The sequence below is a fragment of the Chryseobacterium sp. SIMBA_038 genome (assembly GCF_046535115.1).
In the GTDB taxonomy this organism is placed as follows: Bacteria; Bacteroidota; Bacteroidia; order Flavobacteriales; family Weeksellaceae; genus Chryseobacterium.
In genome coordinates this window covers 902,108-915,835 of sequence record NZ_JAWRXH010000001.1, presented here as the reverse complement: position 1 = coordinate 915,835, position 13,728 = coordinate 902,108, and the positions used below count along the sequence as shown (strand labels likewise).

General features: G+C 36.4%; 7 protein-coding genes. All 7 read left to right on the top strand.

The features are described 5' to 3' along the window. The first annotated feature begins 11 nt into the window (after window positions 1–11). The gene (locus SB689_RS04145; RefSeq protein WP_410690878.1) at window positions 12–818 is read left to right on the top strand and encodes a lacto-N-biose phosphorylase central domain-containing protein; all 807 of its coding nucleotides are present in this window, start codon (window positions 12–14) and stop codon (window positions 816–818) included. A gap of 258 nt (window positions 819–1,076) precedes the next feature. Beyond that, a complete protein-coding gene (locus SB689_RS04140) occupies window positions 1,077–2,951 on the top strand; it encodes a rhamnogalacturonan lyase (RefSeq protein WP_410690877.1) in 1,875 nt (624 codons plus the stop codon). A 111-nt stretch (window positions 2,952–3,062) separates the two neighbouring features. After that, entirely contained in the window at window positions 3,063–4,223 is a 1,161-nt protein-coding gene (locus SB689_RS04135; RefSeq protein WP_410690875.1) for a glycoside hydrolase family 88 protein, read from the top strand. Between the two features lie 357 nt (window positions 4,224–4,580). Continuing rightward, the gene (rhaT, locus tag SB689_RS04130; RefSeq protein ID WP_410690874.1) at window positions 4,581–5,669 is read left to right on the top strand and encodes an L-rhamnose/proton symporter RhaT; all 1,089 of its coding nucleotides are present in this window, start codon (window positions 4,581–4,583) and stop codon (window positions 5,667–5,669) included. Window positions 5,670–6,038: 369 nt separating this feature from the next. Beyond that, the gene (locus SB689_RS04125; protein WP_410690873.1) at window positions 6,039–9,077 is read left to right on the top strand and encodes a SusC/RagA family TonB-linked outer membrane protein; all 3,039 of its coding nucleotides are present in this window, start codon (window positions 6,039–6,041) and stop codon (window positions 9,075–9,077) included. Window positions 9,078–9,095: 18 nt separating this feature from the next. Beyond that, window positions 9,096–11,156, top strand: a complete 2,061-nt coding sequence (locus SB689_RS04120) for a RagB/SusD family nutrient uptake outer membrane protein (protein ID WP_410690872.1) — start codon at window positions 9,096–9,098, stop codon at window positions 11,154–11,156. Window positions 11,157–11,435: 279 nt separating this feature from the next. Beyond that, a complete protein-coding gene (locus tag SB689_RS04115) occupies window positions 11,436–13,538 on the top strand; it encodes a bifunctional aldolase/short-chain dehydrogenase (RefSeq protein ID WP_410690871.1) in 2,103 nt (700 codons plus the stop codon). Window positions 13,539–13,728: the final 190 nt, after the last annotated feature.

The following is a 13,728-nucleotide window of genomic DNA, read 5'->3' as shown; positions in this document are numbered from 1 at the left end:
TTTTAAACATAATGAAGCAGACTATTTTAAAAAAAATTGCATTAGGAACCTGTTTTTTGGTGGCTGGTTTTTACTATTCTCAAAACAAACCAAAAGTCGTGTTGGATAATTTTTTCAATAACGAAAAACAGCAAGACAAGGAAACAGGAGAATTAAAATCCATGCATTATACATGGGAAGATAAAACAAACGGTGGATTTTCTTTGTTAGGCGAAATCTTTACAAAGCAAGGTGCTGAAATCAGTACTCTGAAAACGGCTCCCTCAAAAAAAGACCTGAAAACAGCCAATGTCTACATCATTGTAGATGCGGATACTGACAAAGAAGCTTATGGAGGAAAGGCAAATTTAATTGATCCGGCAAGCATCAAAAATCTGGTAAAATGGGTTAAAGATGGTGGCGTTTTAGTTTTGCTAAGCAATGATCACGGCAATTCTGAATTTGAACATTTTAACAAACTGGCCGGAGAATTCGGAATTCATTTCAACGATGACAGCTACAACAGAGTTCAGAAAAAAGAGTTTGATCAAGGAAAAGTAATGGTTCCTGCAGGAAACGAAGTTTTCTCTGAGCAAAAATTATATATGAAAGAAGTGAGTTCTATAGACGTAAAATCGCCTGCCAAAGCTATTTTGACGGCAGAAAATAAAAACATTGGAGCTGTCGCTAAATTTGGAAAAGGGACGGTTTTCGCATTGGGCGATCCATGGTGTTATAATGAGTACATCGATGGCAAAAAGTTACCGGCAGATTTTACCAATTATCAAGGAACAGAAGAATGGGTAAAGTGGTTATTGGAACAAGTTTCCAAAAAATAATCAAATCTGTGCAATCGATTGAATTTGTCTGATAAGTATTTTGGGCAGCTTAATCCGCCTTCCACTCCCAATCTTTTTGTTACACTGCGTTTCACAAAAAGGATTTCCGTTCAAGTCGGGCTGCGAGAGATTCAACGGGAAAATCCTTGTCAAGGTTCAAAACCTTGACAAGGATAAATCAACATAAATGGCTTTTTTATCCTGAGCTTGTCGAAGGAAGCCAAAACATAAAAATTTTACTAAAAATAATGTAGAATTATGAAAATCAAGTATATCTTTATTACATCCGCTATTTTTCTTTCGCAAACAATTTTTGCACAAAGACAAATGGAATATCTGAAAAGAGGAATCGTAGCAATCCCTGCAGAATCAGGCGTTTTTGTAAGCTGGCGTCTGTTGGGAACAGAAGCTCAAAATACTCATTTTGATCTCTATCGAACTGAAAATAGTTCAACCAAAAAATTGAATGAAAAGCCGCTGCTCAATGAGACTAACTTTTTAGACAAAACAGCAGACAAAGCAAAGAATTATACTTATTTCGTGAAATCCAACACTCAGGATAAAACGGTAGATGATGATTCTGCGAAGTATGTAGCTTCTCAAAAGCCGTATTTTTCTATTCCTTTGAAAACTCCGGCCGGATATACACCAAATGATATTTCTGTTGCAGATCTGGACGGTGATGGGGAATATGAAATCATCCTTCATCAAACCGGACAATCCCGCGATAACAGCCAGAAAGGGATTACGGATGAACCTATTATTCAGGCTTACAAAATGAATGGAACGTTCTTATGGGAAATCAATTTAGGGAAAAACATACGAGAAGGCGCTCATTATACACAATTTCTGGTGTACGATCTAGATCAGGATGGTAAAGCAGAAATCGTAATGAAAACCGCAGATGGTTCAAAAGACAGTAAAGGAAAAGTCATTGGAGATGCCACAAAAAATTACGTCAATGAAAACGGATTTATCCTTTCGGGACCAGAATATCTGACAGTTTTTAATGGCGAAACAGGAGAAGAAATTAATACCGTCAATTATCAGGTTCCAAGATTTGCAGGGAGTTTGAATCCAACTGATGAACAAATGACCGAAACCTGGGGCGATGCAAAAGGAAATCGTATAGACCGATTTTTGGGAGCAGTAGCTTATTTAGACGGTAAACATCCGAGTGTTGTAATGTCGAGAGGGTATTACACAAGAACTGCGATTGCAGCTTGGGATTATAAAGATAAAAAACTCAGTCTGAGATGGTTATTTGATACCGAAAGTTCAGAAGAAAATAAAAAATTTCGTGGACAGGGAAACCACAACCTAAGCATTGCTGATGTTGATAACGACGGAAAAGATGAGATTGTCTATGGCGCAATGACCGTCGATGACAATGGAAAAGTCTTAAACAGCACAGGCTATGGTCACGGCGATGCTTTGCACGTTGGTGACTTAGATCCTTCAAATCCGGGATTGGAAATTTTTGATATTCAGGAAAGATTCGACAATGCAGGCGCACATTTCAGAGATGGAAAAACGGGAAAGGTTTTATGGAAATTACCTTCTTTAATTTACAGTAAGCAAGGCAAATTCCAAGGTCCGGGAAGAGGTCTTTCATTAAATATAGATCCTCGTTACCAAGGTTCTGAATGTTGGGCTGCCGGAGCGGGAGTTAAAGGTCTTTACGATGCCAAAGGAAATAAAATCAGTGAAAAAAATCCGTCAGTTAATATGGGAATTTACTGGGATGGAGATTTTTTAAGTGAAATTTTAGACGGAACTTCCGTGTCAAAATGGGACTGGAAAAATGAGAAATCAAACTTGATATTTGATGCTAAAGATTTTCAGTGTGAATCAAATAACGGAACTAAGAAAAATCCTTCTTTAGTTGCAGATTTATTTGGAGACTGGAGGGAAGAAGTAATTTACAGAACCTCAGATAATCAGGAACTTCGAATTTTCAGTTCGACAATTCCTACGAAGCACCGTTTGTACACTTTGATGCACAATCCGCAATATCGTTTGAGTATCGTTTGGCAAAATGTAGGCTACAATCAGCCCCCGCACACGGATTATTATTTGGATGAATCTGTTAAAGAAATTCCGAAACCAAATATAATTACTGTAAAGCATTAAATTATCAATAGGAATGGGCTTTAGCCCGTTTTTAAAATTTAAAATAACCATTTGGCTTTAGCCAAAGTCTAAAATAAGATTTAAATTAAACTAAATAAAAAGATAATAATTATGAAAAAGATACTCATGAGAACTGCTGTTTTTGCAGTAATTTTTGGAGCTTTATCCTCATGTTCAATTCAAAAATCAGCAACAAATAATATTGATCTTCCCAATAAAAAAGAAGTTCTGGAAACTGCAGAAAGAGCCAACCAATATTTCATGGACAAATGGCCAGATACCGGAAAAGAAATTGTAGGAAAAAAAGTTTGGCCAAGCAATCTGTGGACGCGTGCAGTTTATTATGAAGGTTTAATTGCATTATATAAAGTAGATCCGAAAAAAGAATATTACGACTACGCAATGTCATGGTCTGAAAAGCATAATTGGGACATGATGCGCGACACTTATACGCGTAACGCTGATAATCAAGCTTGTGGGCAAACATATTTGGATCTTTATGAAATCGATGGTAAGAAAAATCCGGAGAGAATTAAATTGGTAAAAGCTTCCATAGACAGCATGATGGCTACCAATAAAGTAGACGACTGGTGGTGGATCGATGCGCTTCAAATGGGAATGCCTATTTTCACAAAACTAGGTAGAATGACAGGTGAGAAAAAGTATTTCGATAAAAATTACGAAATGTATGCCTTCACAAAATACAAGCACGGAGGAAATGGTCTGTACAATCCAAAAGACAAACTTTGGTGGAGAGATAAAAGCTTTGTACCGCCTTATAAAGAACCAAACGGGGAGGACTGCTATTGGAGCCGTGGAAATGGTTGGGTAGTTGCTGCTTTGGCTCGTACATTGGAAGATACTCCAAAATCTGATCCTCATTATCAGGAATATTTACAGGATTACAAAGATTTGTTATCAGCATTGCTTCCAATTCAGAGAGAAGATGGCTTTTGGAACGCGAGTTTGCATGATCCCACCAATTTCGGAGGAAAAGAAATGACAGGAACTGCTCTTTTCGTATATGGAATGGCATATGGAATCAACAACGGTTTGATTGATAAAAAAACGTATTTGCCTGTTGCTATCAAAGCTTGGAATGCGATTGCAAAAGATTCTGTTCAGCCTAATGGATTTTTAGGTTGGGTTCAGGGTACAGGAAAGGAACCAAAAGACGGTCAGCCACTTTCTGTAAGCAAAGAACCGGATTTTGAAGATTATGGATTGGGCTGTTTATTGCTTGCAGCCAGTGAAGTTTATAAATTGAAATAACTTTTTATTTCCCACAGATTTGCACAGATGAATGCTTATAATTTGACAATTTAAATTAATTATAACATAAACATCTGTGCAAATCTGTGTAATCTGTGGGGGAGAAAAAATTACTTTAAATATCAATTGGATCGGGCTTTACCGACTAATAAATAACGTCTATTCAAAGGCTTTAGCCAAAAATTAAAAAAAATATATACAGCCTTAAACTTCAATATTTAATTAATATTAATAGAATTAAGAAAAAACATTAATTTTATTATCGAGAAAAGAACAATACTATGAATTGCATGACACTACAAGATGCGCAATCGATTTCATATATTTAATTTTCAAATTCTAACCATAAGATAAATTATGAATGCATTATTAGGAATTTTTTTCCATTTCTTAGGAGGCTTTTCTTCGGGAAGTTTTTATTTGCCGTACAAAAAAGTAAAAGGATGGAACTGGGAAACATATTGGTTGATAGGAGGAATCGTCTCATGGATCATTGTTCCGCCATTGGCGGCATTTCTTACCATTCCTAACTTTTGGGAAATCATACAGAATGAGAGTTCTTCCATATTAGGATTAACGTTTTTATTCGGTGCCTTATGGGGAATTGGTGGTTTTACTTATGGTTTAGGTGTTCGATATTTGGGCGTTGCGCTTGGAAGCAGCATTATTTTGGGGCTTTGTATGGTGTTCGGTTCGTTGGTTCCATCGATATTTTATGAATTTTCACCGGAAACAGGAAAAGATAGTATCGGTTTGTTGGTTTCCAATAGGTGGGGACAGATGGTTTTACTGGGACTTTTTGTCTGTGTTATCGGGATTGTCATCAGCGGAAAAGCCGGGATGATGAAAGAAAAAGAACTGAAAACAGATTCATTAGATCCTCATGGTACTCACGTAAAAACTGAATATAAATTTGGTTTAGGATTAATAGTTTCCATCATATCAGGAGTTTTAAGTGCTTGTTTTAATTTTGGTCTGGAAGCAGGAAAACCAATGGCAGACATAGCCAATGAATTGTGGAAAAATGCAAATCCGGGACAGGGAGAATTCCTTTTTCAAAACAATGTAACGTATGTCGTTGTCCTTTGGGGCGGAATGGCTGTCAATCTGATCGGCTGTTTATATTTAGCCATTAAAAATAAATCTTATACAGATTACGTGAAAAAAGATGTACCGGTTTTACGAAACTTAATTTTTTGCGCACTTGCCGGAACAATGTGGTTTTTACAGTTTTTCTTCTATGGAATGGGAGAAAGTAAAATGGGAAATGGTGCCAGTTCGTGGATTTTACACATGGCATTTATCATTTTGATTGCCAATTTATGGGGTATTATCATTAAAGAATGGAAAGGAGTTTCTAAAAAAACAACTTCTACTATCGCTGTAGGAATGACGGTGATGTTTATTTCTATTTTGATCGTAGGATACGGAAATTCCTTACGTTAGAATCATTTTTCGGGAACCTTTACAATCCTTTTAAATTATCATCATACAGGTAATATATAGTTTAGTTTTTTATAAGGCACTGATATTTTTCAGTTGCCTTTTTTTTATGCTAATAGATTACTGTAATTTTTTTTGAAACAGAATTGATTATTAAATAATTATGTTGTTGTTTTAAAGCTAGTTGCAGATTTAAAAATTTATTTAAAGTTATTTCACCAAATTGTTATTATTTTTAATTTTTACATTAAATATTTATACCTAATTAAGATAAATTATGAATTTTAAGATGCAGGATATGGCAGGATGCCGAAATTTTTGTAACAATGTACATTGGCTAAATAATAATTTAATGTTACTAAAACTTAATATATGTCTTTAAAAATTACAAACAAGAATTTAAAGCCATTAATTGCACCTTTATTTCTGCTTGCGTCTGGTTTTGTCTTTGGGCAAACAACAATTAAGGATACTGCAAAAGTAGGAACGAAAGAGATCGAAGAGGTTGTGGTTATCGGCTACGGAAAAGTGAAAAAATCTGATTTAACGGGAGCTGTAGCTTCAGTTTCTGCAAAAGATTTGGCTGCCACACCAGCAATGAATGCTTTACAGGCATTACAGGGAAGAGCTGCAGGTCTGAATATCGTTACAGCAGGTGGTGCTCCGGGAGCAGGTGCAAACGTTACCCTTCGTGGTGGTGCATCGATCACCCAAGGTACAGAGCCACTTTACATTGTGGACGGTTTCCAATTGGATAATGCATTGAATGTTATTAATCCAAATGATATAGAAAGTATTGACGTACTAAAAGGAGCTTCTGCAATTGCGATTTACGGGGCACGTGGTTCCAATGGTATTATTGTTATTAAAACAAAAACCGGAAAAAAAGGTAGAACAACTATTAATTATAACTCTTTTATGTCATTTGACATGCTTTCGAAGAAGCTGGATATGGTCTCAAATTCGGAAGATTATGTAAAATATCAATATGAACTGGCACAACTTTCAGGAAAAGCAACTCAATGGAGTAATGTTTTCGATAACAGTTTAGGAACTGATACTCCTGGATTTTATACCGGAGTTTATGGTAGAATCAATAATAGATATGCATCGGCTCCTGCATTAGATTGGCAGGAAAGAATGCTTGGTGGAACGGGGACAACCCAAAACCAGAATGTCAACATTTCTGTAGGAAATGAGAAAACGCAGGCATACATCAGTTATAATTACAATAAACAAGAGGGTTTATTACAAAATTATAGTGAAACCAGAAATTCATTGCGTGCCAATATCAATTCAGAATTATATAAAGGAATCAGAGTAGACTTCAGCTCTATGTTTAATTCCAATTCTACCAACGGAGGTGGAGCATATTCGGGAATGAAAAAAATCCTTCTTCAGCCAATCACTGGAGGAACTAAATTTACACAGGATCAGTTATTTAACACCCAAACATATGGTGATTATTCGGGATTAGATTCAAGTTTTGATACAGAAAATCCATATATAGAAACCCAGGCATCTCAATCCAATAGACGTTTCAGATCATTTGTGGCTAATGCAGGTGTTGAATTTGATTTTTTGAAAAATTTCACATTCAGAACAGCAGGTTCTTATAACTGGAATAACAGTAAATCTACAACATTTTCAGATGAGAACTCACGTTCATTTTTAACAGATCCTGTAAATACAGGAATTAACGGAAGTATTGGAAATGCAGAATCATTCCGTTATCAGATTACCAATACTTTAACGTTTAATAAAACATTTGCAGAGAAACATAGAGTTAGTGTTTTAGCAGGGCAGGAAGCTGTTTATCAGGAAGCTGAAAGTAATAGCATGACATTAATCAAATTTCCGTTTTTTAATTATGGATTATATGATATTGACAATGCAACAGTGTCCAATAAAAATGTAGATAATTCAAGATATGCAATAAGTTCTTTTTTTGGACGTGTAAATTACAGTTATGATGATCGTTATTTATTAACTGCTACCTTTCGTAGAGACGGATCTTCGAAATTCGGTTCAGATAAAAAGTGGGGTAATTTCCCGTCAGTAGCTGCTGCTTGGCGTATTTCTCAGGAAAATTTCTGGCAAGACAGCAAGATTAATAAAATTGTCAATGATTTTAAATTAAGATTTGAATATGGTATCACAGGTAACAATGATATTGGGAATAGTTTATACACAACAAACTTAGTTCTTACAACTTATCCTTCTGATAATAATGCTACTAATCCAGCATTTACAACAAGTTCTACCGTGGGTAATAAAAATTTGCAGTGGGAAGAGATGAAAGCAACGAATATTGGGGTAGATTTAGCCTTCTTCAATAATAGGATAAAACTAACTTCAGAATTTTACAATAATGATATAAATAAAATGTTGCTGCCTGTTGGGTTGCCAGTGTCTACAGGTTATACAACAAAATATGAAAATATTGCAGTAATGAGAAACCGCGGTATGGAATTTACGCTTAATTCTATTAACGTAAAAACAGGAGCCTTCAGATGGTCAACAGATGCGAATATCGGTTTCAACAAGTCCAAAGTTCTTGCTTTGGATGGAAGAGACAACAGGCCATTTAACGCAGGTGGAAGCAGATCCGGAATGGTAACTTATTATGCTAAAATAGGTGAACAGCTGGGAGATATGTACGGATATGTTTATCAGGGAGTTTATACGACTGATGATTTTACTCAGGCTACAAATGGAACACTTACTTTAAAACCTGGTGTTGTAAAACCTGCTACCGGAACTCCTAAACCGGGAGATATGAAATTTGCAGCAGATAATGAGGCTGGAGATCAGTTCACAAGAAAATTAGTGAAAATCGGAAATGGTACTCCTGATTTTATTGGAGGTATCAGCAATAATTTTTCTTATAAAGGATTCGATCTTGCTATATTCATGAAATTCAGCGTAGGCGGTGATATTTATAATGCCACTAAACAAAGTTTGAGCCCATATGCTTTATACCAAAATGTTCCTACAGAATTCGGAAACAATTATTATCATTTGATTGATCCTAATACAGGGCAGGCAACGACAAATTTGGTAAGATTAAAAGAACTTAATCCTAATGAAGACTCAAGTCTTTGGAGTTTGAGCAATACAAATACAGCTAATATTGCTTATCCGTCATCATATTATGTGGAAGACGGATCGTATCTGCGAATTGCTCAGTTAACAGTTGGTTATAGCTTAAATAAAGAATTTTTACAACGTATCGCAGTAACTAATGCACGTATTTATGTTACAGTAAACAATTTAGCAACAATTACCGGTTACTCTGGTTATGATCCTGAAGTTGCGGCAGCATCTGGAGTTGCAATAACACCGGGGTATGATACTTCATCTTATCCACGTTCAAGAAGCTATGTTCTTGGGATCAATTTAACTTTTTAATATTTAAATATTTAGATCATGAAAAATATATCTAAAACATATAGATCAATAAAAAAAATACTCATACTTCCATCTTTTATAATTGCCGGAATATTCATCAATTCGTGTAGTGCAGACTTTTTGGATCAGCCAGCTTATAATATAACTGATACCAATACGGTATTTCAAAGTTTAGATACTGCAGATTTGTTTGTTCAGGGATGTTACAGAGGTCTGGTTCCTACAGAAATGTATTATCAGCTTGGAGCAGGAGATACAGTAACTCACTCTTCTGAAGATGGTTCCACTAATAATTCCAAATACAATATTTGTAATTACCAGTATGATGCTTATACGCCTAATACAGTTACAGGAATCTATGCAGCAATGTATTCAAGTATAGAGAAAACCAATATTGCGATCACCAGATTAGCTTTGATGGAGCCCAGCGCGAAACGTAATGCTCTGATAGCAGAAGTAAAAGCGATTCGTGCATTTTGTTATCACAATTTGATCAGAGTATATGGAGACGTTCCCGCCGTTTGGATTCCTTTGGAAGATGCAGATCCTAACGATCCTAATACTTTATATCCAAAACGTACTTCCCGAGATATAATTTACGATCGTGTTATCGCAGATATGCAGGAATCGGTAAATGATTTACCTACTACCGGAACAACTGAGCGTTTAACAAAAGCAGCAGGTAATGGTTTGTTAGCAAGAATCGCTTTATATGCTGCAGGGTATTCTCTAAGATGGGACCTTAATAGCCCAGCTCCTGGTACAATGTCTCGTAGAAGTGATAATTCAAGAGTTCAACAATTATATCAAATTGCAGATAACGCGGCTGCGGCTGTAGTCAATGGCGGTACTGCCAGTTTAGTACAGGCTCAGGGTGGTAAAAGTGGTTTCGAAGCTTTATGGTTCAATTTTGATCAAAGAAAATTTGCAGTAACGAATCCGGAAATGCTTTGGCACATCGCTGAATACGGCGCAAATACCAATTCAGCTTTTGGAGTCTATGCAATGGAAGGTTCTCGTGGCGGAACTTATGGTTCTCGTAAAGCACTGCAATTTATACTTCCAAGCTATTATCTTTCTTTTAATCAAGGCGATACACGTAGAGATGTTTCTTGTACTTCTTACAGTATTTATTTCTTAAATGCTGGGGCAGCTACAGATACTTGGGTAAACGCAGGAACTACATTCTCTTGTATTATGTCCGGTAAATTTAGAATGGGATGGTGTGTGGCACCACAGGCGGCGGATGCACGTAATTTGAACATTCCGATTCTAAGATATGCTGATGTTTTATTAATGTATGCAGAAACTCAGAATTATTTAAATGGAGGACCTACCGCTCAGGCTACAGCAGCATTACAACAGGTAAGAAACCGTGCAGGAATAGGTTCATTACCAATACCAAGCGGTCAGCAGGCATTCGAAAGTGCCATTGTTCAGGAGCGTAAATGGGAATTTGCAGGGGAATTTAATCTTCGTACTGATTTAATTAGAATGAATCGTTTGGCAAGTGAAATTGATGCTACAAAACAGGCAATGAAAAACTTATCAAACAAAACCGGTCAATACGCAAATACGCCTGCTCTGCGTCTTTATAAATTTGAAAAAAATGCACAGATTTATGGAGATCCGTTTTTAGCACTTAAATATATTGAAATAACGAACCCTGCAGAAATTGCAATCGTTCAAAACGTTCCTACGGCTGCTGCAAATTTTGCAGCTTATCAGACGGCTTTGGCGAGTATAGTTACAGCACATGGACAAACTGTAGTAGCTGGCGACAAATGGTATCCTACTAAGATGTTTGAAGCCTATACAAGTACTTTTAATGGTAATGCAAGAAAAGCGGTAGGATTTACTGGAGGCTTCAATGCACTTCAGATCGGAGCCATTATTTATACAAAACCAACAGGTTCTGTTGAAAACGGTGGAACATATCCAAACTGGATCGAAGGTGGTGGAGATGGTCTTTTCTACGGATTTGTACCAAACAAAACAGAATTACTTCCGTTTGCAGCGCAGTCGGCAGGTCACCCTTTAGTTGATAATCCAAATCTTACGCAACTTCCGGGGTATTAATTAATAACCAATTGAAACTTATTTTAAACATTGAGAAAATTTTGGTTGAACAAAAAATCAACTCAAATTTTCTTAATAGTTAAATTTTTAAACAAAAACTTTATCACAAAATATTAATTATAAATAAACTCAATTAGATTGCTGTATAAATGAATTGATTTAATGAAAATTCAAACGTTAAATTATCTTTAAATAAAGAGTTTAGCAGTATAGTACGGGATACTGAAAAAAATATAACAATCTAATTTTGGGTTACAATTTAGAAATATAAGACAAACAATGGAAAAAGTAAAAACATTCAAATACGTAGACTATTTATGGGATGAAAATAAGGCGGCAGCTTTAGGAGATGATCAGGTTGCTTTATTTTTATACCGCTCAAATATATTAGGGGCAGATTTAAGAATTACCAATTATGGAGGAGGGAATACCAGTTGTAAAACACTTGAAAAAGATCCGTTAACCAACGAAGAAGTTGAGGTAATGTGGGTAAAAGGTTCAGGTGGCGACATCGGAACTTTGACCAGAAAAGGAATCGCCGGATTATATACAGAAAGATTAAGAAACTTAAAAAATGTTTACCAGGGGTTAGAAGATGAAGACAGAATGGTGGGCCTGTTCAATCACTGTATTTTTGATTTGGACAGCAAAGCGCCTTCTATTGATACGCCTCTTCACGGTTTACTTCCATTCAAACATATCGATCACCTTCATCCTGATGCTCTTATTGCTGTAGCTGCTGCAAAAGACAGCGAGGCGATTACCAAAGAAATCTGGGGAGACACAATGGGCTGGGTTCCATGGCAACGTCCTGGGTTTGATCTGGGATTACAATTAGAAAAATGCTTAAACGATAATCCGGGAATCCGTGGTATTGTTTTAGGAAGCCACGGATTATTCACTTGGGGAGATACTTCTTACGAATCTTACATCAATAGTTTAGAAGTAATCGAAATGGCTTCTGAATATATTGCTAAAAAAATTGAAGAAAACGGACAGGTTTTTGGAGGTCAAAAAGTAGAATCTCTTCCTGCTGATGAGCGTAAAAACAAAGCAGCTCAATTAATGCCTTTATTGAGAGGTTTAGCATCATCTGAAAACAGAATGGTTGGTCATTTTACTGATAGCGATGTAGTTTTAGAATACATCAATAGTAATGATCTTGAGCGTTTGGCACCTCTTGGAACATCTTGTCCGGATCACTTTTTAAGAACAAAGATTCAGCCTTTAGTGTTGACTTTAGATAAAAATGAAGATTTAAGCGATTCTAAAGCTATTTTAGATAAATTAAATCCTCTTTTCGAACAATACAGACAAGAATACAAAGAATATTACGAAACCTGCAAACATCCAAACAGTCCTGCAATGCGTGATCCGAATCCTGTGATCATCATTTATCCGGGTGTTGGAATGTTCAGTTTCTCAAAAGATAAGCAAACGACTCGCGTTGCAAGCGAATTTTATGTAAACGCAATCAACGTAATGCGTGGAGCAGAAGCCATTTCTGAATACACTTCATTACCAAGACAAGAAGCATTCGACATCGAATATTGGTTGTTGGAAGAAGCAAAACTTCAAAGAATGCCTAAAGAAAAACCTCTTTCAAGAAAAATCGCTGTGGTTACAGGAGCAGGAGGCGGAATCGGACAGGCAATTGCTGACAAAATGGTTCAGGAAGGCGCAGTTGTAGTTTTTACAGATTTAAATCAGGAAGCAGTAGAATCTGTTACTGCAAAATACAGTAAAGATCAGGCGGTTGCTGTAACTTGTGATGTGACGAGCGAAGAAGCGATTGCTAACGCTTTTAAGGAAGCGGTTCTGGCGTTTGGTGGAGTAGATATTATTGTTCATTCCGCAGGTTTGGCTATTTCTAAATCTCTAGAAGATACAACAACGAAAGATTGGGATCTCTTAGAAAATGTCTTGGTAAAAGGACAGTTTTTAATGGCGAAAAATGGAGTGGAAATCATTAAAAAGCAAGGTCTTGGAGGTGATATCGTAAATATTGCAAGTAAAAACGGTTTAGTTGCTGGTCCAAATAATGTGGCATACGGAACTGCAAAAGCAGCACAACAACACATGACAAGATTATTAGCAGCGGAATTAGCATCTGATAAAATCCGTGTTAATGTTGTAAATCCTGACGGAGTTATCGTTGGAAGTAAAATCTGGGAGGGTTCTTGGGCGGAAGGTCGTGCAAAAGCCAACGGAATTTCTGTAGAAGAATTACCAGCATTTTATGCAAAAAGAAATTTATTAAACGAAATTATCCTTCCGGAAGACATCGCCAACGGAGTTTTCGCGTGTATCGCAATTTTAGATAAAAGTACAGGAAACATCATTAATGTAGATGGTGGAATGGCAAACGCCTTCCCGAGATAATTATTTATTAATATATTTTATTTGGGCAGCTTAATCCGCCCTCCGTTCCCGCTTTTTTGCTCGTCGTACCTCCTCACAAAAAGAGCTCCACTCAGGTCGGGCTGCGAGAGATTCGAAAGTAATCAGGGGTCGAAATAAATATTTAATGCTAATTTTAATCAATCAATTCAACCTTGTCAAGGTTCAAAAC